This is a genomic window from Carboxydocella sp. JDF658, assembly GCF_002049395.1.
Classification (GTDB): Bacteria; Bacillota.
The window spans coordinates 1-23,187 of record NZ_BDLR01000010.1 but is presented as its reverse complement, the minus strand read 5'-3'; the positions used below and the strand labels follow the sequence as shown (position 1 = coordinate 23,187).

The 23,187-nt window shown below is 48.9% G+C and carries 19 protein-coding genes and 2 pseudogenes; 2 read left to right on the top strand and 19 right to left on the bottom strand.

The genetic code is table 11. From position 1 onward, the window contains the following. Positions 1-25: 25 nt before the first annotated feature. The 7 genes from JDF658_RS02610 to ftsE all read right to left on the bottom strand — a co-directional run bounded on the left by JDF658_RS02610 (position 26) and on the right by ftsE (position 7,042). Positions 26-1,291, bottom strand: coding sequence for a substrate-binding domain-containing protein (locus JDF658_RS02610; RefSeq protein ID WP_159446539.1), 1,266 nt, complete (start codon positions 1,289-1,291; stop codon positions 26-28). 32 nt (positions 1,292-1,323) lie between these two features. Then, on the bottom strand, positions 1,324-1,896 hold the full coding sequence (locus JDF658_RS02605; RefSeq protein WP_078665535.1) for a uracil-DNA glycosylase family protein: 573 nt from the start codon (positions 1,894-1,896) through the stop codon (positions 1,324-1,326). Continuing rightward, complete coding sequence (locus JDF658_RS02600) at positions 1,887-3,041, bottom strand: hypothetical protein (protein WP_079906391.1); 1,155 nt, start codon at positions 3,039-3,041, stop codon at positions 1,887-1,889. Before JDF658_RS02600 ends, JDF658_RS02605 begins: the two co-directional genes overlap by 10 nt. Positions 3,042-3,067: 26 nt before the next feature. After that, positions 3,068-4,219, bottom strand: coding sequence for a S41 family peptidase (locus JDF658_RS02595; RefSeq protein ID WP_242946597.1), 1,152 nt, complete (start codon positions 4,217-4,219; stop codon positions 3,068-3,070). A gap of 82 nt (positions 4,220-4,301) precedes the next feature. Next, positions 4,302-5,462: a murein hydrolase activator EnvC gene (locus tag JDF658_RS02590; protein ID WP_159073863.1), complete on the bottom strand. Its 1,161-nt coding sequence runs from the start codon at positions 5,460-5,462 to the stop codon at positions 4,302-4,304. A 16-nt stretch (positions 5,463-5,478) separates the two neighbouring features. Then, positions 5,479-6,366 carry a permease-like cell division protein FtsX gene (ftsX, locus tag JDF658_RS02585; RefSeq protein ID WP_078665573.1) on the bottom strand — a complete coding sequence of 296 codons (888 nt, stop codon included), beginning with the start codon at positions 6,364-6,366 and terminating at the stop codon, positions 5,479-5,481. Then, positions 6,356-7,042 carry a cell division ATP-binding protein FtsE gene (gene ftsE / locus JDF658_RS02580; protein ID WP_078665532.1) on the bottom strand — a complete coding sequence of 229 codons (687 nt, stop codon included), beginning with the start codon at positions 7,040-7,042 and terminating at the stop codon, positions 6,356-6,358. The genes ftsX and ftsE overlap by 11 nt, the downstream gene beginning before the upstream one ends. A gap of 148 nt (positions 7,043-7,190) precedes the next feature. On the opposite strand from ftsE, the gene JDF658_RS02575 reads away from it, so the two are divergent. Further along, positions 7,191-8,924, top strand: a complete 1,734-nt coding sequence (locus JDF658_RS02575; protein WP_159446538.1) for a nitrogen regulation protein NR(II) — start codon at positions 7,191-7,193, stop codon at positions 8,922-8,924. Positions 8,925-8,940: 16 nt separating this feature from the next. After that, positions 8,941-10,608 carry a nitrogen regulation protein NR(II) gene (locus JDF658_RS02570; protein WP_079906388.1) on the top strand — a complete coding sequence of 556 codons (1,668 nt, stop codon included), beginning with the start codon at positions 8,941-8,943 and terminating at the stop codon, positions 10,606-10,608. A gap of 34 nt (positions 10,609-10,642) precedes the next feature. Here the strand turns inward: JDF658_RS02570 and JDF658_RS02565 are convergent, their stop codons facing one another. The 12 genes and pseudogenes from JDF658_RS02565 to JDF658_RS14350 all read right to left on the bottom strand — a co-directional run. Next, the gene (locus tag JDF658_RS02565) at positions 10,643-11,614 is read right to left on the bottom strand and encodes a Gfo/Idh/MocA family protein (RefSeq protein ID WP_278307540.1); all 972 of its coding nucleotides are present in this window, start codon (positions 11,612-11,614) and stop codon (positions 10,643-10,645) included. 17 nt (positions 11,615-11,631) lie between these two features. Further along, positions 11,632-12,576 (bottom strand): transketolase family protein, encoded by a 945-nt coding sequence (locus JDF658_RS02560; RefSeq protein WP_079906386.1) that lies wholly within the window; start codon positions 12,574-12,576, stop codon positions 11,632-11,634. Between the two features lie 15 nt (positions 12,577-12,591). Continuing rightward, a complete protein-coding gene (locus tag JDF658_RS02555) occupies positions 12,592-13,410 on the bottom strand; it encodes a transketolase (RefSeq protein WP_079906398.1) in 819 nt (272 codons plus the stop codon). A 22-nt stretch (positions 13,411-13,432) separates the two neighbouring features. Then, a complete protein-coding gene (locus tag JDF658_RS02550) occupies positions 13,433-14,284 on the bottom strand; it encodes a YitT family protein (RefSeq protein ID WP_079906385.1) in 852 nt (283 codons plus the stop codon). Positions 14,285-14,351: 67 nt separating this feature from the next. Further along, positions 14,352-15,462, bottom strand: a protein-coding gene (gene prfB / locus JDF658_RS02545) for a peptide chain release factor 2 (protein WP_177592992.1) whose coding sequence is annotated in 2 segments (ribosomal slippage) — positions 14,352-15,392 and positions 15,394-15,462 — 1,110 coding nt in all. Because the reading frame shifts where the segments join, the coding sequence is not laid out codon by codon here. 1 nt (position 15,463) lies between these two features. Continuing rightward, complete coding sequence (secA, locus tag JDF658_RS02540) at positions 15,464-18,133, bottom strand: preprotein translocase subunit SecA (RefSeq protein ID WP_079906384.1); 2,670 nt, start codon at positions 18,131-18,133, stop codon at positions 15,464-15,466. Positions 18,134-18,235: 102 nt separating this feature from the next. Next, positions 18,236-18,769, bottom strand: a complete 534-nt coding sequence (locus JDF658_RS02535; protein WP_242946598.1) for a DUF5317 domain-containing protein — start codon at positions 18,767-18,769, stop codon at positions 18,236-18,238. Between the two features lie 11 nt (positions 18,770-18,780). Next, a complete protein-coding gene (locus JDF658_RS02530) occupies positions 18,781-19,362 on the bottom strand; it encodes an HD-GYP domain-containing protein (RefSeq protein ID WP_159446537.1) in 582 nt (193 codons plus the stop codon). A gap of 241 nt (positions 19,363-19,603) precedes the next feature. Then, positions 19,604-20,350 carry an HD-GYP domain-containing protein gene (locus JDF658_RS14355; protein WP_159446536.1) on the bottom strand — a complete coding sequence of 249 codons (747 nt, stop codon included), beginning with the start codon at positions 20,348-20,350 and terminating at the stop codon, positions 19,604-19,606. A 777-nt stretch (positions 20,351-21,127) separates the two neighbouring features. Continuing rightward, positions 21,128-21,772 carry a hypothetical protein gene (locus tag JDF658_RS02520; RefSeq protein WP_079906380.1) on the bottom strand — a complete coding sequence of 215 codons (645 nt, stop codon included), beginning with the start codon at positions 21,770-21,772 and terminating at the stop codon, positions 21,128-21,130. 159 nt (positions 21,773-21,931) lie between these two features. Then, positions 21,932-22,108: pseudogene (locus tag JDF658_RS02515) on the bottom strand (sigma 54 modulation/S30EA ribosomal C-terminal domain-containing protein); the annotation flags it as partial. Positions 22,109-22,149: 41 nt separating this feature from the next. Next, a pseudogene (locus JDF658_RS14350) lies at positions 22,150-23,187 on the bottom strand (hypothetical protein); the annotation flags it as partial.

Below are 23,187 nucleotides of genomic sequence, written 5' to 3'. Positions count from 1 at the left end.
CTTTGCTTCGGGTTACTGCTTTATCTTATGTTCCCTGACCTGATTCTGTGCCTCCCTGCTGTCCTTCCTGTTCTTCTCCTTTCCCCCGTTTCATGGCTTTGATTTCCCCATCTATCTCCAGCTCCAGGCTCTCCCCGGGTTTCAACTCCAGTTCCAGGGTTTTGCCTTCCTTGCCTTTTATCTTTATTTTACTGGGCGTGCTTTCCCCTGCACTTTGACCTTTCTTTTCGCTTTCTCCGGATTTAGAATCTCCCTGGCTACCGGAGCCGCTTTTGACGGCAAGGGGTTTAATCTTACCCCAGCGTTCTTCCAGCAGATAGAGATTATCCTTGCGAATCAGGCGTACCGGAATAACTTTGACCGGCACATCCGCCCCATCATTTTTGATTTTCTGATCATATTCCAGCATTTCCTTTTTGGCCAGTTTGCTGGCCCCCGCCAGAGCATAATAGGCCAGTAAATCGGGCCGGGTGTCTACGTCTGCTGTCAGCAGGTCGCCGGCGATAGCTGCCGCCCCTTCTTTGCTGGCCCCCAGGGCCACCGTCACTGGCAGAGTTTCCTGCTTTTCCTTTTTCTCCTTGAGGTATTTGATCAGTCCTGGGACCAGCAAACTATGCTGAACCACTACACCCTGAATGCCTGTCTGGCTTTTTAATGCCTCATATGCCCGTGTGGCTACATCTTCCGGCTTACCAGTTACATCCAGCGGGGCTTGTTTTACCTTTATTCCCGTTAGCCCCTGCAGGCTGCGTTGCAAGCCAGCAAACAGGGCTTCTTCCACCATGGAAGGCTGCGCTGCTGTCAAAACCAGGAGATTGCCTTTGAATTTTTGCTTTACTAACAGCTCCCCCTGCAATTCCCCTGCCCGCAACCAGTCTGGAGACAAAAAACCATCGGCATTGACGTCACGGGGCAAATTCTCCAGGATCAGAATCTTAACCTTTTTCTGCGCAGTTTTGCTGATTATATCTCTGGCAATGGCGGCATCCGCCGGCAGCAAAACCAGGGCCTTGATTTTTTTCTCTAATAGTTTTTCCACCTGTACTGCCTGAGTCGGACCATCATTTTTGGCATCCTGCCAGAGCAGCTTGACTTTGGCAGGCTTTGCTCCTTTGTCCATCTCCTTTTTGAAAAAGGGATAGCCATCCCCCGCCATGTTAGCCATGGCGACTCCGATGGGAATTTCATTTTCTTTTTTGCTGAGTGGCTTTTTGGCCTTTTTCAACAAACCACAACCGCCCGTCAACACGACCAGGAGCACAAGCGAAAAAGCAACAATGCGACGGCCCATGTTCATCCACCCCATTAAAAAAGACTTCATCCTTAGTATGAATTAGGATGAAGTCCCATATACTCCAGGGCGGCCATCACCTGTTGTAAATCCTGCCAGCATTCTGCCTTTTTGGCCGGATCCCGCAGCAAAGCAGCCGGATGATAGGTGGGCATAACCCAGATACCGCGTTCATCAACAAACCAGCGCCCGCGATATTGAGTAATAGCCGCCCCGGGTTTGATCAGATTTTGCAGAGCTGTACTGCCCAGCAAGACGATAATTTTCGGCTGCACCAGGTCGATTTGTTGATATAGCCAGGGCAAACAGGCCCGGGCCTCTTCCGGTTTAGGGACGCGGTTGCCCGGCGGCCGACATTTGACGATATTGGCGATATAGACCTGGTCCCGCCGCCAGCCCATGGCACTAATCATCCGGGTCAGCAGCTGACCCGCAGCCCCGACAAAGGGTCGCCCCTGCCGGTCTTCTTCCGCTCCCGGCCCTTCCCCGATAAACATCAGATCAGCCCGGGGATTGCCTTCCCCGAAAACCACCTGGGTAGCCTGTTGCCTCAACCCGCATTTATTGCATGCTAACGCCTGTTCCGCTAACCGGGTCAAATCCATCGGGAGTCCTCCTTTTGCCGGAACAGTTTTTGCCACAACCTTTTCGCCAGTCCTTCAAAGGAAAGCCGCACTTCTGGCTGGTCTTCCGCCTGCGGGGAAAGAGTCATCCCCCACTGATGGTGCTGAGCCAGAAAGCCGATTTTGCGCTGCCATTGGCCCTGAGCGGTAATAAAGTCCACCGTCACCCAGCCCCTAACTGCTAGCAGATCTTCCCCCACCGGCTGCCCGTTGATATTCAACAACCAGTCACCCTGGCGCAGGCCCAGCCACTCGGCAAAACTGCCCGGCTGGGTGGCCAGTACCTGCCAGCCCCGTTCCGCAGTGGATTGCCAGCGCGGTTTGCCTGCCATTTCCTCCCGGGGACTGGCGTGCACCACCAGTTCATGTCCCAGGGGACTGAACAGGGCTGCCAGCGGCAATAGCCCGGGATAAAAACTGGCCAGCCAGGTCAAACCACCCAGCACCAGACTGAAACCGGCTAACTGCCAGGCTGTACGCCGTGCCCGCTGCCAGGGCAGCCGGGTCAGAGCCAAATCGCTATAGCCAAGAACAGCTAGCAATGGTAAAAGATAGAAATCAGCGCCGGATTGAACCCAGATCACCAGGGGAATGGGCCAGAAAGCCTGAAGATAAAAGCCTCCCACCGTACCCTGGCGGGGATGGGCCACAGTAATGGGCGCCGCATAACGGGCCCCGGTAAACCAGATCAGCACTGCCTCCAGCAGATGCAGGACAGCTACCAGGTACATCAACTGGACACCATTGACTTCAGGCCAGCCCCAGAGCAGGTTGCTCAGAGTTAGTATCCCGGCAGCATAGGAAAAACATAAAAAGCGGTGATGGAATAACATCAGAATCAAAGCCAGGGGCCAGAGCCACTGTACTCCCAGACTATCAATATCAATGCCCAGGCCCAGCAGCAACCAGCTGCCCAGGATTCCGCCAGCCAAACCCCAGAGGGCCTGGCTGGCCAGGGCTTTGCTATAGGCCAGAAAACCGGCCCTATCCCCGAAATAGCGTTTAAATTGCTTTTTTTGGAGAAGAAAGAGGAGAACCAGGATAATCAGTACTGAAGCGGGGGCTTCAAAAGGGATGAGCAAGACCTGTTTGGCAATAACCCACAGGTCAGATACATCAACCAGCATCAAAATGCCCCCTTTCCCCTCGTAAATTAATACAGTTTAGCCCGGATTATTTCCTTGGCTTTGGCTAACTGCAGGTCCTCCCCGTTTTCCGGCTGTTCTACAACTATATCAGGAGTGATTCCCTTTTTGTGAATATCTCTGCCTTTGGGAGTAAAATATTTGGAAGTAGTCAATTTAAGACCAGTGGTGTTATCGATGGGATAAATAGTCTGAACAACCCCTTTACCAAAGGTCCTGGTCCCAACCAGTACCCCAGCTTGATAATCCTGGATCGCACCAGCAACTATTTCCGAAGCACTGGCACTGTTGCCATTGACCAGTACCACCAGAGGTAAATTGAGTTTGCCGGCATCGGAATCCTCGACCTGTACTACTCCCTTCCGGTCACGGATGGTTACCACCGGCCCCTTGCCAATAAACTGGTCAGCAACTTTGACAGCAGCGGTCAACTCACCCCCGGGGTTATCCCTGAGGTCGAGAATTATGCCTTTATAATCCCCTTCGGTTTTCAGATCATTCAGGACCTTGACCAGCTCATCACCGGTATGCTCATTGAACATGCTGATGCTGATATAAGCCACCGGCAGGTCTGACAATAATTTACCATCCACACTGGGAACATTGATAATCTCCCTGGTCAGAGTAAACTCCAGGGGTTTGCTTTCATTCTTGCGTACAACCGTGATTTTTACCGTTGTACCAGGCTTGCCCCTAAGCAACTGCACAGCCCGCTCAATATCCATATCCAGGGCATCTTCTCCGTTAATTTTGGCAATCACATCCCCGGCCTTAATGCCAGCCCGGTAGGCAGGAGTCCCTTTAATGGGCGCAATTACTGTAATATGTTTGTCTTTTACGGCCACCTGGATACCGACCCCGCCAAAAGCCCCGGAAATCTGTTCCTGCAAATGTTTAAAAGTTTTGCTATCCATGTAAACGGAATAGGGATCATCCAGCGCCTCAACAATGCCTTTGGCTGCTCCCTCCACCAGACGCCCGCTATTCACTGGTTCAATATAATTTTCTTCTACCAGGTCAACTACCTGTAATAAATGGCGTACTTCTGTCCAATTCTGCACTATGGCAAACAGAAAGGGCAATGCCACCAGACCTACCACACTGAGGAAGACCATAATAATCAGAATTATTCTTTTCAGCGCTTTCAAGAACCAGTTCACCTCCAATACTTCACAACTACTATACTACAATACCGGGCAAGAAAAAACAAGAAAGGGCCAGATTTGACCCTTTCGCAAATTCTTACACATATCCCAGCGGATTGACCGGTTCTCCATTTTTTCGCACTTCAAAATGCAGATGGGGACCTGTGCTGCGGCCAGTACTGCCCACCAGACCAATGGTTTCGCCCTTACTAACCTGCTGCCCTACACTGACACTGCGGGCTGACATGTGGGCATAAAGGGTGCTGATGCCACCCCCATGGTCGATGATCACCACATTGCCATATCCGCTCATCCAGCCTGAATAAATCACTTCCCCATCCTGGGCCGCTACAATGGGTGTGCCCTGGGGAGCGCCGATGTCAATACCCCGGTGGAAACGGGCTTCCCCGTAAATGGGATGTACGCGCCAGCCGAAACCGCTGGTAATCCGCCCATGCCCGGGCACCGGCCATTTCATTGCCCCTTCCCCGCGCGGGGTATTCTGCTGATTTTCCTGCCGCTTTCTTTCTTCCCGAATGCGGATAATTTCCGCTACCTTGCGGCTTTCTTCCTCCTCCAGGCGCTCAATTTCCTCCTGGAACTTGTCCAAATTGGCTTCTGCCTGTTGTTTTAACTGTTCATGTTCCGCCTCTTTGGCCAAGCTTTCTTCTTTCTTAGCTTCTGTGGCCTGTTTTAATTCAGCCACTTTTTGTTTACGCTCCAGCAAACTCTTTTTCTTGGCCTTAATCTCATTTTGCTTGGCTTCAATCTGTTCCACCAGCTGCCCGTCCTGCTGGATAATGGCCTGCATGTAGTCAACTCTGGTTAAAAAGTCAGAGAAATCCTCAGCGGATAGTAGCACTTCCAGATAGCTGACCGCCCCGTTTTCATAAAGGTCCCGCAAGCGGTTGTTAAGCTGTTCCACCTGTTCATTCAGTTCCTGGTTGGCCTGAGCCAGCTCCTCTTCCGCTGCCGCTATCTGCTCTTCCAGCGTCCGGATAGTCTTCTCCTTGGCCTGAATATCTTCCTGGAGATTATCTATTTCCGATTTAACCCGGTCGATAGCATCGGCCAGGCGTTTGATTTCTTCTTCAGTGGCATCCTTTCTCTTTTCTAATGTCTTTTTCTGGGCCCTGATTTTATTAAGTTCCTTGATGGCCTTTTGCTCCCGACTGCGGCTGCTGTCAGCCCCAAAAGCACTGCTTACCGTAGTAAGAGTCAGTACGGATATTAGCAGTAACGAAACCAGACGACGCAATTTAATCCCTCCCCCATCAGACATGTAGATAGCGGCGAACAGCTATAAAGCTACCTGACACCCCCAGTAAAACCCCTGCTCCCAGCAGGCCCTCAAACACCAGGGCCAGCTGCCGCCAGTCCCGGGTCAGGGGCAAGGTGGGCAGGGAAACAGTTACCGTTTCCAGCAAAGAGGTATAGGAAAAATAAAGAATTCCCACCGCTACTCCGGCCCCAATCAGCCCGATTACCAGCCCTTCCAGAACAAATGGCAATTTGATAAACCAGTTGGTTGCCCCCAGGTATTTCATGATATTGATTTCCTTGCGGCGGGCGAAAACAGTCAACCGAATAGTAGTGTAAATCAGAAAGACTGACGCCAGGGAAAGGAGTCCGATCAAGACTGAACCGGCCACTCGAACCCAGTTAGTAATAGCAAACAGCTTTTCTACTACACCCTGGCCATATTTAACCTTGTCCACTCCAAACATGGTCTCTATCTCCTGGGCCGCTGGCTTAACCTGCTCGGGTTTTTGCATCTTCACCCGATAAACATCAGGCAAAGGATTTTGTCCCTTGATCGCTTCCAGCACCCCGCGGCGATCGGAGAAATTTTCTTTAATCTTCTCCAGGGCCTGTTCCTTGGAAACAAAATCCACTTCCTTGACTCCCGCCAAATTTCGTAATCGCGTCCCCAGTTCTTCCACCTGTTCCCGGGGTAAATCTTTTTTGACAATTACCGAAATTTCCACCTGAGATTCCAGATGGGTGGCCACCGAATTGGTATTCAACACAACCAGCAGAGCCGCCCCTAAAATCAGCAAAGCGATAGCAACCGTACCGGCAGAAGCCGCTGCCAGCCAGGCGTTACGGCGCAGGGAGACCATGGCTTCCCCGGCCAGGTAGCCCATGGTCCTAATCTTCATAGCCATATACTCCTTTCTCCTCATCGCGGACAATCTGCCCGTTTTCCAGAGCCACCACCCGTTTTTGCATCATGTTTACCATTTCTTTATCATGGGTGGCCATGAGAATGGTTGTCCCCAGTTTGTTGATATCAGCCAGCAGTTTCATAATCCCCAGCGATGTATCGGGGTCCAGGTTACCGGTAGGCTCGTCTGCAATAACCATCAGGGGGTTGTTGACCATGGCCCGGGCAATAGCTACCCGTTGCTGTTCTCCACCGGACAATTCCCGGGGAAAGGAATTTTCTTTTCCCTTCAGGCCCACCAGTTCCAGCATGCCTGGTACCAGCCGCTTGATTTCTTTTCCGGACGCCTCCGCCACCCGCAGGGCAAAGGCCACATTTTCAAAAACCGTTTTATCCTGTAACAGGCGGAAATCCTGAAAAACCACCCCGATTTTCCGCCGCAAATAAGGCACCTCACTGTTTTTCATGCGCACAATGTTTTTACCATTGATATAGATCTGGCCCCTGGTGGGATTTTCCTCTCTGGTCAACAGTTTCAGTAAAGTGGATTTCCCCGCCCCGCTGGGTCCGACCAGAAACACAAACTCCCCTCTGCCGATTTTAAGGGTCAGATCATGCAGGGCTTTGACACCATTAGGATAAATTTTGGATATATTGTAAAGTTCAATCACCTAATTTCCCTCCTACAGGCATTCCCTGAAAAATATTCGACACCGGGTAGCAAATTCCTTCCCGGTGTCGATGAAATAAATTTCCTGTGTTATAATGATATTATTATAATTAATATTTTCAATTAAGATGTTCAGGAGTGGTCGAATTTTGCTGCAATCCAACCGTTCCATCAAAATACTGGCATTGCTTTATTTTATAATTGGTATTATTTTTCTGACCCAGCATCTGTCCTTCTGGTACCAGCCCCTGAGCAACGAATTGCTCCTATTATTCCTGGCTGCAGGAATTACCACTTATTTATCAGCCCTTAATCTGGGGGTAACATTCAACCTGGTGAGCGGTCTGGATTTTATCTGTTTTTACTTTTTCGGTCCGGCAGCCCTGGTCTGGCTGGGAACAGCAGAAGTTGTTATTGACAATATCAGCCGCAGAGATGGCTGGGTCAAACTGTTGTTCAATCTGGGACAGACGGCAATCTTCCTGACCCTGACAACTACCATCCTGCAAACCCTGAATCAACCTTTCCAATTACCGATATTCATTAACTTTCTATTCTTTTATTTAATCTCTACTGTATTAAATGGACTGCTTTACCTGCCATTGCTTTTACTAAGCGGGCAATATTATTCTTCCTTGCTCGGGAATATTAGCTCAACTTTGTTATTTTCCTTACCCTTTTATTATCTGATTTTTGCTGCCTATCAGGCCGGTCCTACGGAAACCCTGATCCTGGTACCTGCTTTCCTTTATCTGATCAAAAAACTGTTACAACCCACTTTGCCTACAACTCAGCCTGAAGTTCTGGATAATAATGTACTCCTTTATTCACGAAAACACTTATTCTATACTCTGGCCCAATTAGCCCAGAAGAAGCAGTCTTCCCACTGGATTACCCTGCTGGAATTGCCGGACTACAGGGATATTGAAGAAATCCACGGCAGTCTAGCCGCTGAAGATGGATTGCGCCAGTTTGTCCGCTCCCTGTATAAGTCCAATACCAGAATAACTGTCTACCGCTATACCAGCAATCAGCTGGCTATTTTGAGTATGGACCAAATAAAACAACCAGCTGCTGAGCCTCCTTGTCTGGTAGCCACGTTAGCTTTCACTCCCGCTTTGATTTCAGTAGAGGAAATTCTGGATCAGCTGGAACAAAAGCTGGGGGAGTTGCGTCAGGAATATCAGCAGGAAAAAGAAAAACAATTGCAACAGTCCATTCGCCTGGCCACTATTGGCCAGCTGGCCGCCGGTATTGCCCATGAAATCCGTAATCCTCTGACCACTGTCAGCGGCTTTTTGCAGTTACTGGAATGGGGCAGGGAATTACCTGTTGATACGATTAAGATGATGGAGGAAGAACTAGACCGCGTTAACCAGCTGGTTACAGGGTTACTTTATTTATCCAATCCATCCCTGGAACATAAACAAAGGGAAAAGCTGAATTTGAATGAGCTAGTGACCTCAACAGTAGAACTGGTTAAGCCGGAACTTTTACTGCGGGAAATCGAATTGAAAATAGAACTGGATCCTGGTCTGCCTGAGCTTTATCTAAATGCTGCCCAAATTCGGCAGCTGCTTATCAATTTGCTGCAAAATAGCTACCTGGCTGTGGAAAGTAAAGGCTGGATTAAAGTGAAAACCGGTCAGGACCAGGCCCATGTTTTTCTGACCGTACAGGATAGCGGACCTGGCATTGAGCCTGATAAGCAGGAGCTGGTTTTCCAGCCATTCTTTACAACCAGGCCCAATGCGATTGGACTGGGCCTGACTATTTGCCAGCAAATTGCCGCCAATCATAATGGTCAACTGGAGCTGGCATCTGAAAGTGACTATACTACATTTATCCTTAAGTTGCCACTGTTTTTAAACATTGTTAGCTAATGGAGGCTATTTAGCGATGAAATTAGCCTGGTATGCCAAGTTGTATATTTATTTAGTTTTTTGTTGTAGCTTAATTGTATTATTTTTTTATTTTGATCCATACTCTATAAAAAATCCATATTTATATTTTGCTATTGTTTTATCATCTATTATTTCATTTATTAATATGGTAAACTTGAAATTTTCATTTAATCTATTAAGCATCTGGTATCCAATATTATACTTTGATTTCGGTTTTTCTGCTGCATTAGGTTATGCGATACTGGATGGTTATGTTTGCCATTTAATTAGAAAAGAACAGTTTTATAAACTCATTTTTAACTTTGGTCAAATAATTCTTTCAATTTTTTTTACACATTTAATTTTTATTAATATTAAAAGCTACTTACCTTCTGTCCAATTCATTTCATATATTATTTTTCATTTTTGTTTTTTCTTTACAAACTTCCTATTTTTAGTTTCTATTTTAATTATAGCAGATATATTTAATAAGAAATTAATTAAAGAGGCTTTATCTATTCAAATAATAACTTTTCCCATTTATTATTTAGCTTTTAATGCTTTTCATACAAGTCCAATAATTACTATGTTTTTAGTTCCAATAGTAATTTATTTATATAAGAAAAAAATAGATGAACACTTACTTAAATATTTAGATGATGATTATATAGATTATCAGACTTATGTGTATTCCCGTAAATATATTTTTGAACATTTTTCTACAAAAATCTCTCATTACCCCGTTTTGCTTTATCTTGTAGAACAATCACAAGGAAATTCATCCAATGACTTTATTATCTTCCTTCGCAACCTTTGCGGCTCACAGCTTTTTTGCCGTTACTCTTCTAATCGTATTTTAATTATCAGTCAAGGCCAGATTTGTGATCGTCTAAAAACTGCTAAAATACCTTTTTCTATTAAAATGATAGAAACAGACACTTTTAATCTGGAAGCCGCCCTAACAGATCTTGAACAAGAACTCAATAAGATCACCAGAAAATCCGCCAAACAACGGGAAATTGCTCTCAGCAATTCAGTACGCCTGGCCACCATCGGGCAACTGGCTGCTGGTCTGGCCCATGAAATTCGCAACCCCCTTACTGCTGTTAAAGGCTTTCTACAGCTTTATAGCCTGGGCAACAAACTGGATACTGAAACTATACAGCTAATGAAAACCGAACTCAATCGTATCAACCAGCTGGTCACTGACCTGCTTTATCTTTCCGCTCCTCTCACTGAGCCAAAAAATAAAGAGCAGCATGACCTCAACCAGCTGGTCTGTGAGGTAGCTGAGTTGCTTAAGCCGGAACTCAAGACAGGTGTCCAGTTGAAATTACAGCTTGCTACCCTGCCGCCGGTAGCCATGGACCGCAACCAGATCAAACAGGTTATTCTCAACCTGGTTCAGAATGCCCTTCATGCCGTTTCTAACAGCCCGGGCGAAGTGCTTCTGGAAACTGTTCGGAACGGTCCACAGGTTATAGTGCGGGTAAGGGACAACGGTCCTGGTATTCCTCCTGACTTGCAGGAGCGCATTTTTGACCCTTTCTATACCACCAAAGAATACGGTACCGGTCTGGGACTCACCATCTGTCGCCAGCTGATAAATGCTCATGGCGGTCAAATCCGGATAGATAGCCATCCTGGCCGGACGCTGGTGGAATTTACTCTCCCTCTAAGCTGAAAAGGCTCCTCCTGCATAGCAGGAAGAGCCTTTTTTATAAGTGAACCACCTGTTCCTGTTGTAGAGAAGCAAAGCAGGCTTCCAGTAAGCGAGCCTGTTCGATCAGCCGGGACATTTCAGCCCCGTCATTGTCCTCTGTTCGCAAGTTAGCATGATAAACCTGTAGCTGCAACAGATAGGGATCGCCTTGATAGACTTCCTCTTGTTGTTTGCCCCCGGCATCAGTGAACAGGATGATACCCTGGCCGCCGGCTTTATCGGGGCGAAAGGCCCGGGGTAACGTGATCGTTCCCCGTTCGCCGAAAATCTCACAATAATCGCTAAAGGGCTGTTGAAAGCTGAATTGTAATTGGGCTAGAATACCCTTTTCCAGCTTCAAATTGACAGCCGCTGCTATGTCTATTTTGTACTCAGGGTGAAAGACTCCAGTGGCATAAATCACCTCAGGTTTCATCCCGAGTAGGAAATTCAAGGCATCGAGACAATAGCAACCGATATCAAACAGACAGCCTCCGCCCAATTGTGGATCTAAACGGATATTTTTCTTTTCCCAATTCATAAGATAGCTGAAACCAGCGCGAAAGTATTTGACCTCTCCAATCACACCCTGGGCCAGAAGCATCTTTACCCTCTGAAGCTGCGGATGGTAGCGATACATAAAAGCCTCTGCCAGAAAAACCCCATTCCGTTTACAGACTGAAACCATCTCCTCGGCATCAGCAGCTGTCAAAGCCAGGGGTTTTTCACACAGGATATGTTTTTTCGCTGCTGCGGCCCGAATTACCCACTCTTTATGCAGAGCGTTAGGCAGGGGTATATAGACTGCATCTATTTCGGGGTCCTGCAGTAGTTCCTCATAACTGGAATATACCCTCTTACTGCCCAGTTGCCGGGCCTGTGCCTGCCCTTGTTGACTGGAGCTAGCAACTGCCAGAAGTTCACCATCCTCAGTAACGTGCAAAGCAGGAATGAATTTTTCCCTGGCAATACGGGCCATGCCCAGGATACCCCAGCGAATTCTTTTTATTTTCCTTCCCTCCGTTTCAACACCCGGAATACTGCTGCTCTTATAGCTTCTGCAGTCAAACCATATTTTTGCAGAAGTTCGGCCGGTTGTCCCGACTCGCCAAAAGTATCTTTAATCCCTACCCTTTCCACCGGGACAGGATAATGCTCAGCCAGGGCCTCGGTAATAGCGCTGCCCAGACCACCAATGATACTGTGCTCTTCTGCAGTTACTACCGCTCCTGTCAACCGGGCAGCCTGAACCACAGCCTCAGCATCCAGCGGCTTAATGGTGGGCACATTGATGACCTGGGCCTCAATACCGTCAGCTGCCAGGTTTTCCGCAGCATTCAGGGCTTCGGCTACCATGATACCACAGGCAAAAATGGTTACATCCCGACCTGGGCGCAGTTCATAGATTTTGCCGATTTCAAAGCGATAGTTATCCGCATTGACCTGAGGTACTGCCGAGCGGCCAAAGCGGAGATAAACCGGGCCCTGATGGACAGCAGCTGCAAATACTGCCTGCTCCGCTTCTATGCCATCAGCAGGTACAATCACTGTCATTCCTGGTAATACCCGCATCAGGGCTATGTCCTCCACCGTCTGGTGGGAACCCCCGTCCTCGCCAACGGTGATCCCTGCATGAGTAGCGGCGATCTTAACATTCAACCTGGGATAGGCGATGGAGTTACGAATCTGTTCAAAGGCTCTGCCGGTAGCAAACATAGCGAAAGTACTGGCAAAAGGAATTTTTCCGGCAGCGGCCAGACCGGCGGCAATACCCATGAGATTTTGTTCAGCTATACCAACATTGAAAAAACGTTCCGGAAACACTTTGGCAAAGTCTGCTGTCTTGGTGGATTTAGACAAATCAGCGTCCAGCACCACTACCGCAGGATTCTGGGCTCCCAGCTGGGCCAGCGCTTTCCCATAAGCTTCTCTCGTTGCAATTTTACTCATCTGTCTTCCTCCTCATCAAGCCAATTCAGCCAGTGCTGCTTCAACTTGTTCCGGTTTGGGAGCAGTACCATGCCAGCCCACCTGGTTTTCCATGAAGGAAACCCCTTTACCCTTAATGGTTCTGGCTATGATAATTGTCGGCTGCCCCTTGGTCTGCCGGGCCTGAGCCAGGGCCTCGATTATGGCCGTAATATCATGGCCATCAATCTCCAGGACGTGCCAGCCAAAAGCCCGCCACTTCTCGGCAACTGGTTCGGAATTCATCACTTCGCAGCAGGGCCCATCTATCTGCAGACCGTTATAGTCCAGAATAGCGCACAAATTGTCTAGCTTGTAATGAGCAGCAGCCATGGCCGCTTCCCAGACCTGTCCTTCCTGGATTTCTCCGTCACCTAGCAGGGCATAGACCCGCCAGGCAGCCTGATCCAGTCTTGCCGCCAGAGCCATGCCTACGCTGACTGAAAGTCCCTGTCCCAGAGAGCCAGTAGACATTTCTACTCCGGGCAGTTTTTTCATATCAGGGTGACCCTGTAAGCGGGAATTAATGCGACGCAGGGTTAACAGCTCTTCTTTGGGGAAGAAGCCCTTTTCCGCCAGAGCCGCATAGAGAACCGGGGCAGCGTGGCCTTTACACAGTACAAACCTGTCTCGTTCTGGCCAGTGAGGTTGGGCCGGGTCTACCCGCATTTCATGGAAATAAAGGGTAGCCACGATATCCGCAGCCGAAAGGGAGCCGCCGGGGTGTCCGGACTGGGCCGCTCCGATCATACGGATTATTTGACGGCGCATTTCTTTGGCTTTTTCCGCTATCAACCTGACATCTGCCTCTACCATTGTCATCATGCAAAGCCCTCCATTAGTTGAATTTTTTAAATCCTTCGCCCAGAACTTCGTGTACATCTGTAACAATCACAAATGCCTGCGGGTCGGTTTCATAGACCACCTCTTTCAGCCGGCTGACCTCGGATTGACTGACAACAGATAAAAGGACATGCCGACTGATGCCCGTATAGGCTCCCTTACCAGCCAGAGAAGTTACGCCTCTGTCCAGGCGGGTCATAATGTTGCAGGCAATTTCCTCACTGTGGTCTGAAATAATAAAAGCTGCTTTCGCCGAGATTATTCCTTCCTGGACCAGATCAATTACCCGGGCTGCCACAAAAACCGTAATCAGCGCATAAAGGGCTTTTTCTACCCCAAAAACCAGGGTCGCCCCCAGGATAACCAGCCCATCAATAAACAACAGAATCTGCCCCAGCGGTAAACCTACAAATTTATGTAATAAGGCCGCCAGTTCATCGGTACCACCGGTACTGCCCTTGCTGCGAAAAACCAGACCAATCCCCGCCCCGGTTACCACTCCGCCATAAAGGCTGGCCAGAAGCAAATTGCTGGTTGCCGGCTGAAGATAGGGAGTAAGCAAATCAACAAAAATCGGCAGGGTAAGGGCACCCAGGAAGGTGCGGGCAGCAAAACCCCAGCCCAGAGCCAGCGTACTGGCAATAAACAGGGGAATTTCCATGGCCAGCATCGAGCGGCCAACCGGAAAACCAAACAGCTTATTGAGGATAATGGCGATCCCGCTCACACCTCCGGCTGCAATCTGGTTGGGGGCCAAAAACCAGACTATCCCGGCAGCAGTGATCAGAGAGCCCAGCAGGGTGCCCAGGGATTGCCATATGAATTTGCTTTTTCTCCAGGTTGTCAAGTTATCACCTCATTTAATGTTATCCCCCAAAAGAAAGGGGAAATGCACTTTCCCCTTTCCCCTCTCTCTATTCCTTGCGCTGGCGGGCCTGTTGAATAAGATAAGCACTGATAAATTCATCGATTTCTCCATCCATTACTGCCTCAACATTGCCGATTTCCACATTGGTTCGATGATCTTTAACCAGACGATAGGGTTGAAAAACATAGGAACGAATCTGACTCCCCCAGGCGATATCCTGTTGCTCTCCCCGTAAGGCTGCCAGTTTGGCTTCCTGTTCCTTCAGTTTCAGGTCCAGGAGTTTGGCCTTTAGCATTTTCATTGCCTTGGTGCGGTTGCTGATCTGACTGCGCTCGCTCTGGCACTGTACCACGATGCCAGTCGGAATATGGGTAATTCGCACAGCCGAGTCGGTTTTATTGACATGCTGTCCCCCCGCTCCCCCGGACCGGTAAGTATCGATGCGCAGATCCTCAGGGTTAATTTCAACCTCAACTTCATCTTCCACTTCCGGTATGACATCCACAGAAGCGAAAGAGGTATGCCTGCGCCCGGAGGCATCAAAGGGGGAGATGCGCACCAGGCGGTGCACCCCTTTTTCTGCCTTTAGATAACCATAGGCATGAGGGCCACTGATTTCCAGGGTAGCACTTTTGATCCCCGCTTCATCTCCCGGCAATAAATCCAAAACCTCCACTTTATATCCCCGGTTTTCGGCCCAGCGGGTATACATCCTGAGCAGCATCTGACACCAGTCCTGGGCCTCTGTACCACCGGCACCGGCATGCAGACTGAGCAGAGCATCATTCTGATCATAGGGTCCGGAGAGCAAAACCTCCAGCTCTTTCTTTTCCACCGCCCGGGTCAGCTGCCGGACAGCCTGGGCTACTTCTGCCTCCATCTCTTCCAGGTCTTCTTCCGTTGCCAGCTGGTAGAGGGTCCAGGCATCTTCCCATTCCCGGTATAAGTCCTGGAATTCCCGAATTTGTTCCTGTAAGGAAGTAATCTGTTGCATCAGTTTTTGCGCTTCCTCCGGCTGGTCCCAGAAATCCGGAGCCATTGTTTTCGGTTCCAGTTCCTTCAAACGAGCTTCTTTACCAGCCAGGTCAAAGAGAAACCCTCATTTCTTCCAGTCTTTCCTGCAATTCTTCCAGTGGGCGCTTCCAGTCACCCAGCATGTTATGCACTCCTTCCACAGCAGCGTTTGTATTTTTTGCCACTGCCACAGGGGCAGGGATCATTGCGGCCTACTGTCTTTTCACCTCTTACCGGTGCTTTGGGCTGGTCCTGGTAGAGATTTTCCTGAACATCCTGGCGTTCCTCCGGTTCCTCTACCACAGTAAGGCGATAAACATAGCGAACCACATCTTCTTTAATGCTTTCAATCATGTTCTGGAACATTTCATAGCCTTCAAACTTGTACTCAACCAGCGGGTCTTTTTGACCATAGGCTCTGAGACCAATGCCCTGGCGCAGCTGGTCCATGGCATCCAGGTGGTCCATCCATTTTTCGTCTACAACCCGCAGCATGATAATGCGTTCCAGCTCCCGCATGGTTTCCTGACCCAATGCCTTTTCCTTGTTTTCATAATAAGCCAGGGCCGCTTCCAGGAGCTGGCGGCGGATTTCTTCTCGCCCAACATCCTGCAGAGCTTCCACAGTCAGATTATGCTCTGGCAGATAGAATTGCTCACTGTAGCGTAACAACCCGGCCAGATCCCACTCTTCCGGATGGACACCGGCATTGCAGTAGATATCCAGGGCCCGGTCGATCAGGTCCTCGACCATACCCAGCACGGTTTCCCGCAGGTTCTCGCCATAAAGGACCCGACGCCGCTGCTCATAAATCACTTCCCGCTGCTGGTTCATAACATCATCATATTCCAGCACGTGTTTGCGAATTTCAAAGTTACGGGCTTCCACCCGCTTCTGAGCTGTTTCCAGGGAACGGGTGACCAGAGGATGTTCGATAGGTACATCTTCTTCCATGCCCAGCTTGTCCATTAACCCGGCTATATTATCTGAACCGAATTTACGCATTAAGTCATCTTCCAGAGACAGATAGAAGCGGCTGCTCCCCGGGTCTCCCTGCCGGCCAGCCCGTCCCCGCAGCTGGTTATCGATTCGGCGGCTCTCATGCCTTTCTGTCCCGATAATATGCAGGCCACCTAACGCCACTACCTTTTCCTGTTCGGCATCGGTTTCCCGTTTGGCTTCCTCATACAGCCTTAAGAAATGCTCTCTGGCCTCCAGCACTTCGGGAATATTGGGCGGCACCTTTTCCGCTGCCAGATGGACGATTCTTTCATCATAACCCATTTGCCGCAGGCGCTGTTTAGCCAGAAACTCCGGGTTACCCCCCAGCAAAATGTCGGTACCCCGACCAGCCATATTGGTTGCAATCGTTACCGCCCCCAAACGACCGGCCTGAGCTACTATCTCTGCCTCTTTTTCATGGTATTTGGCATTCAGCACCTGATGCGGTACTCCGCGCTTGCGCAGCATCTCACTCAGCATTTCCGATTTTTCGATGGAAGTAGTACCAACCAGAACTGGCTGTCCGGTACGGTGGCGTTCCACTATTTCCTCAACAACAGCCTTGTATTTGGCCTTTTCAGTTTTAAAAATCAAATCCGGCAAATCCACCCGGCGGTTGGGCCGGTTGGTGGGTATGACCACTACATCCAGGTTGTAGATCTTGCGGAATTCCATTTCTTCCGTTGCCGCTGTACCGGTCATACCCGCCAGCTTTTTGTACATGCGGAAATAGTTCTGGAAGGTAATGGTAGCCAGTGTCTGGCTTTCTCGCTCTATTTTTACCCCTTCCTTGGCCTCAATGGCCTGGTGCAGGCCATCACTGTAGCGGCGGCCAAACATCAGGCGCCCGGTAAATTCATCCACGATGATGACTTCCCCATCTTTTACCACATAATCCCGATCCCGCTTCATCAAGGCCTTGGCCTTGACGGCATTGTGCAGGTGGTGGGTTAACTCCGTATGGTCATCTTCGTAGAGGTTATCCACTCCCAGCATTTTCTCTACTTTCTCGATGCCCTTTTCCGTCATGGCAATAGTATGAGCCTTCTCATCTACTGTATAGTCTTCATTTTCCACCAGCTTTTCGGCAATGCGGGCAAAAACATAGTAGAGGTCAGTTGCCTTGTCCCCGGCCCCGGAAATGATCAGGGGCGTCCTGGCCTCATCGATGAGGATAGAGTCCACCTCATCCACAATGGCATAATTCAAGGGCCGCTGTACCATATGGTCAGCCTGCATAACCATATTATCCCTTAGATAGTCAAAACCGAATTCATTATTGGTACCATAAGTAATATCCGCAGCATAGGCTCGCTTCCGTTCGGCATAATCCAGGCCGTGCACAATCAAACCCACTTCCAATCCCAGGAAACGATAAACCTGACCCATCCATTCCGAGTCCCGCCTGGCCAGATAGTCGTTTACAGTGACTACATGAACCCCCTTGCCCTCCAGGGCATTGAGATAGGCAGGTAAAGTAGCAACCAGGGTTTTTCCTTCCCCGGTTCGCATCTCCGCAATCTTCCCTTGATGCAATACCATACCGCCGATAAGCTGCACATCAAAATGGCGCATCCCCAGAACCCGTTTGGACGCTTCGCGAACAACCGCAAAAGCCTCTGGTAAAAGGTCATCCAGACTGGCCCCACTGGCCAGCCGTTGCTTAAATTCACCAGTCCTGGCCGCCAGTTCTTGATCAGACAGTTTTTCCATTTCCGGCTCCAAACCGTTAATTACATCCACCACTTTGCGCAATTTCTTAATCTCTCTGGCATTATCGTCTAGTAAGTTTTTTAAAAAATTTAATACCACTCCGTTTGCCCCCTTATAATAACGAAGGAACCCACAAGGGTCCCTTTTGCCTGAACTCTTGCAATATATAATTTTATCATTACCTCAGGATTGGCGCAACTTTCAGCTGCTTTTTTTCCGGCCACTGCCCACCATTCCTTCAGCAATAATCCAGAAAAGACCTACCGCCAGCAAGACGTCACCAATGCTGAAAACTTCATTCAATCCGGGAATATAAAAAATGTCTCCCAGAAAAGGCAGGGCATCATCTACCTGCAACAGACGGTGGGTACCATCTTCATAGAGGGCCAGCCTCTCCTTGACATGGGCCGGTAAAAAGCGGCCACTGACCGGCATATAACCACCATTAAACAGAATCACCAGGAAGTTAAGAAACAAGCCCAGTCCCAGGATTCTGACCCCAATCAAATGCCGGTTAAGATAGAGCCAGTAGAAAAGAAAAAAATAACTGACCACATGGACCCAGCCCCCCCAGAGAATAACTGGATAAAATCGGGCCCGGGCCAGAATATCCAGCAGAAATTGCAGGGCGAAGGCAATCACCACCAGCATCAATCCCCGTATTTCCAGCTCACCCAGTCTGGCCAGGCTGCCCCGGCGCAGCCAGCCAAAAATCAAGGCAGCCACCAGTGCCATCCAGAACACTTTTATTCCTCCCTCCACCACCCGGAAATAATCAGGTCCACCAGTTTGGGGTCAATCAGCTTGCCTTTCTCCGAGGCAAGGATTTGTTTAATTTCCTCTCTGTCTTTACCCTGAACTAACAATGTATCAACAAAATCAGCTACATGCAAGATGCGTGCAGCTAATTCAATTTTCTCTCCCTGTAAACCAAAGTAACAGTTAGCCCCATCATAGCGCAGATGGTGCATCCCTACCCAGCGGCTGACATCAACCAGAAAAGGAATGCGCTCCAGTATGCGCTGGCCCGCCAGCGCATGGGCATCCTGATCCAGCTCATCGCCTTTTAGAACCAGTTTACCGATATCGTGGTAGAGAGCAGCCAGCCGTAGCTTTTTGCGCTCCGGTTCTGTCATTCCCTTTTGTAAAGCCAGCCAGTCCGCCAGTTGGGCGACCCGCTGGTTATGGCCTTCCTTGCCGTCTACTGTGCGCTCGGTTATAGATGCCAGTACTTCCAGGGTCTGCAGCAACTGAACTTTCATGCGTCGGTAGCTGTAATAGGCATAGCCAGCCAGTGCGAGAGGAATCAGATAAAAACTAAGAAGCATCATCCCTTGTGTTATGCTGGTTTGCCATTTAATTGAGAGTAGAGCAATTGCAAGAAAACTGAATGACATTAAAAGCAAAGTTTCTCTATTTTTCGACAACAGATACCATAGAAAAAAGCCCTTCCCGTTGGCTTGGGACGGCTTTCTGCCTGATTGCATATAGCCTTACTCTCCTTGTTTCGCATTTAGCTCACTCCACTGTAAGGCTTTCTATGTACCGCATCTCAATTTATGTAAATGTCTATTCTTCCGCTTGTGCTGCTGCTATTTCACCCCTGGCCGCACCGGTTTCTATTTCCGTTAGTATTTGTTTTTCCCATTTCGAGGCTAACCGCTTTTCCCAGGCCTGCACAAAGGCCTGAACCACCTGGCTGTCCAGTTCAGTACCACCGCATTTTTGCAGTTCCTGAATGGCCTCCCGGGGAGAGCGTCCAGCCCGATAGACCCGGTTAGACGTCATGGCATCAAAGCAATCTGCCACTGCAATGATTCTGGCACCCATGGGAATTTCCTCACCTTTTAGTCCATCAGGATAGCCGGAACCATCCATGCGTTCATGGTGGTGGCGGACCATAAGATAAGCATCTCCCAGGTTTTTCACCTGTTTCAGAATCTCAGCTCCTACCACAGCATGATCTTTGATGCGATTATATTCCTGGGGGCTGAGACGGGTGCTTTTGTTAAGGATAACATCAGGAATGGCAATTTTGCCAATATCATGGAGCAAAGCCATATAGCGCAAAGTCTCAATTTTATGTTCCGGCCAATCCAGTTCCCGGGCTGTTTCCACTGCAAATTCGGCTACCCGCTCGGAATGACCTTTGGTATAGAGATCCTTGGCCTCAATAGCGGTAACCAGGGCCTGGACTGTGTCCAGGTACATTTGCCGGGTGTCCATGTAGAGTTTGAAGGAATGACGGGCCAGCATGAGGGGCAATATGAACATTAAAATGCCCATCGCCCCCCATGCTTCGTATATTTTGGCCATTAGTATACCCATTGGGATAAGAGCAAGAAAATTAGGTAAGATATTCTTAAAATTCAACATCCATACATCATAAATTTTATAACTTTGAGCTAATGAAATAACTATTGTAACTAATAGTAAATTGATGGTTACGTAAACTATTGCACCACACAATACCGCCATCCATTTAATTGTGTACAAGCTTAAAAATTGGGTTACATAACTAGCTAAATTTATCGAGACAATAAATTGGGCTAAATTAAATAATAACTTTATTTTTTCAATTTTATTGTAATAGAAAAATATAAATAAAAAATATTCAAAGGTTATAATTAAGGTACTTTGAAACGGCAAAAACAAATACAATATTGTTACATTAATAGCTAGAGAAACAGTGACTTGCCCACCTTTTGGTAGCATTACAGGAAATATCTCTGTTAACCCGTTTAATAAAATGAAAATTGTTATTTTAATAAATTCTTCATAGTTGTTAACATGCCTATAATTAGTAAACAATTCATAAAAAGCATTTAGTACAAAAGCAAAAGCCAAAAAACAAACTAAAAAAACATAATGTTTTAACTTCTTCGCTACCAAAGTGGACATACAATCACCTCAGAAGGTTCTATCTCCAGGAAACAGAAGCCCCACCTACCAGTACAACAGCGATCAGAGCCAATACAACTTTCAGTACTTTTTGCATCGCGGTACACCTCCTTCTCATTTTTATTTCAGGTGACCGCTCCTCTCACTCTCATTTATGCCATGTCTCCCTGGACCGGGAGACCAATGGCCCGTTTAGGGTTTAACCAGCAATGACAGACGCCGGTTTACGGCATTGAGGGTAGCCTTTACCACAGTCTCCCACTCATCAACCCGGACGTAGGCGGAACCAATCAAGGCCTCTTCCTCTTCCGGGGTAACCAGGGTCACAGCTACCACTGCGGCTTGCTTGCGTCCCAGATGAATGATGGCTACATCATCCACCGCGAAGGTGCAATTGCCGCGCAGATAGCGCTCCAGCGCATCCAGAGTGGCCTGAGCCACCAGGCGCAGTTTATTGTTATAGGCTCCCGGGCCCTGGGCTCGACCAAACATGGTATCATCACCGAGCTGAAGTTCCACTTCCGCCCTGGCTTGCACTCCTTCAGTGAACAGCTCAGCCCGTATCAGTTTGGGGCGAACCTCGGTGACGGGAATCTCTTCTTCATTAGCCATTTGCGCTACGGAAATCTTCTTATGGTCCAGGGCTACACCGAACTGGGCCATCACCGCTGATTCTATATCCCGTACCAGCTGTTTGGGGCTGCGGTTTTGCTTGGCCAGAACATGGACTTCCTGAACTTCACCGTATTCATTGGAAACTATTTTAGCAGAAACTACATCCTTTATCTGGCGAATAATAGCTTCAAATTCTCTGATCATTTCCGGAGTTACACCCATTTTCTATCATCCGTCCTCTCCTGGTATTCTCGCTCACTCTCGATTAGTGTAATATTTTCTACAAAATTTCAATTTTTCCTGCTTGTTAATTCAAAAAATACAACTTTTTTAAAAAAGGCCAGTCCCTGTGGACCGGCCTATTTTCATACTGCCAAAACTTTAAAATTCAGGTTCGATCAGACCATATTTGCCATCGCGCCGCCGGTAAACCACATTCACCTCATTGGTATCGGCATTACGGAAAACGTAGAAGGAATGACCTACCAGATTCATTTGCAAAATAGCTTCCTCTACGGGCATGGGTTTAACTGCAAAGCGTTTGGTCTTGACCACATTTATGCCTGGGAAGCTCCTCCTCAAAAAGCGAGGGCGTCGGTTTAACCGACACCCTCGCTTTCTTTCTGGATTTCCGTAATTTTTTGCAGCAACTGCTCAGTCAGGCTTTCTGCTATTTCCATGTCAGGTCCTTCCGCATAAATACGGCAAACGGGTTCCTCCGAATCGGGCAAAACCAGGGCCCAGGCGCCATTGTCCCAGAGCTTGATGCCATCCAGCAACTCCAGCTCCCGATCCTGCAATTCTTCCATCAAGCGACGCATGACCAGGCCCTTGGCTTCCCAGGGACAGGCTGTGGATTTAGCAACCCAGTTAAAGTCAGGCATCTCCTGTAACAGCCTTTCCAGCCCTTGCTCTTCCGCCTGCCTGAGCAGAACCAGCAGGGTATAGAGATCATCGGCCAGCAGGTAGAACCCCTCTTCATCCTGCGCCCACTGATTCTGAATCAGGCCGGGATTAGTCTTGACCGGCTGAATCACCGCCCCCCGCTCTTGCAGGCGGCGGGCCAGGGCCTGGGGCCAGTGAACAGGATAGGGAATAACAGCTTGCTCTTTCCTTTGGGCATAGAGCCAGGTTTTCAGTATCTGAACCTGAGCGGGAGCCAAATACATTCCCCCGGGAAGAACCAGGGACAAGCGTTCCCCTTCTTCCCCAAACCAGAGCCCCAGGTCCAATCTTTCTGTTTGTACCAGACTGATCAGCTGTTCCAGCTGCTGTTCCCCGTCCTGGAGATAGATGAGACGAAAACCGGTATCCTGAAAGATCCGGGGTAAAATCTGGGCCAGAGCCGGAGTCAGGGCCCCTACCCCAATCCGCCATTGATAATTTTGTCCCCGCGGACGGAAATTGAGCAAAAAGCCGGTATATTCATCCAGGCCACTGGGCAAAGGCATAACCCGCCCCAGATGTCCGGCAGCTGTGCGCCGCATCCCTTCCCGTCCCAGCAGATTTTCCACCTTGCGTTCTTCTGCCGGAGTTAAGCTGGCTCCCTGCTGATTGAGGAGCAAAACCCGGGCCCGGTTGCCCTGCCCGCTGCCCTGAATATGCACCCCGCCACTGGCAGCCAGACTGCGAATCAA

What these genes read in the sequence shown, in the direction of transcription:
- JDF658_RS02610 (WP_159446539.1), bottom strand. Translation starts at nt 1,291, where the DNA reads ATGGGCCGTCGCATTGTTGCTTTTTCGCTTGTGCTCCTGGTCGTGTTG.
- JDF658_RS02605 (WP_078665535.1), bottom strand. Translation starts at nt 1,896, where the DNA reads ATGGATTTGACCCGGTTAGCGGAACAGGCGTTAGCATGCAATAAATGC.
- JDF658_RS02600 (WP_079906391.1), bottom strand. Translation starts at nt 3,041, where the DNA reads ATGCTGGTTGATGTATCTGACCTGTGGGTTATTGCCAAACAGGTCTTG.
- ftsX (WP_078665573.1), bottom strand. Translation starts at nt 6,366, where the DNA reads ATGAAGATTAGGACCATGGGCTACCTGGCCGGGGAAGCCATGGTCTCC.
- JDF658_RS02570 (WP_079906388.1), top strand. Translation starts at nt 8,941, where the DNA reads ATGAAATTAGCCTGGTATGCCAAGTTGTATATTTATTTAGTTTTTTGT.
- JDF658_RS02560 (WP_079906386.1), bottom strand. Translation starts at nt 12,576, where the DNA reads ATGAGTAAAATTGCAACGAGAGAAGCTTATGGGAAAGCGCTGGCCCAG.
- JDF658_RS02555 (WP_079906398.1), bottom strand. Translation starts at nt 13,410, where the DNA reads ATGGTAGAGGCAGATGTCAGGTTGATAGCGGAAAAAGCCAAAGAAATG.
- JDF658_RS02535 (WP_242946598.1), bottom strand. Translation starts at nt 18,769, where the DNA reads ATGGCACTGGTGGCTGCCTTGATTTTTGGCTGGCTGCGCCGGGGCAGC.
- JDF658_RS02530 (WP_159446537.1), bottom strand. Translation starts at nt 19,362, where the DNA reads ATGCTTCTTAGTTTTTATCTGATTCCTCTCGCACTGGCTGGCTATGCC.
- JDF658_RS14355 (WP_159446536.1), bottom strand. Translation starts at nt 20,350, where the DNA reads ATGGCCAAAATATACGAAGCATGGGGGGCGATGGGCATTTTAATGTTC.
- JDF658_RS02520 (WP_079906380.1), bottom strand. Translation starts at nt 21,772, where the DNA reads ATGGGTGTAACTCCGGAAATGATCAGAGAATTTGAAGCTATTATTCGC.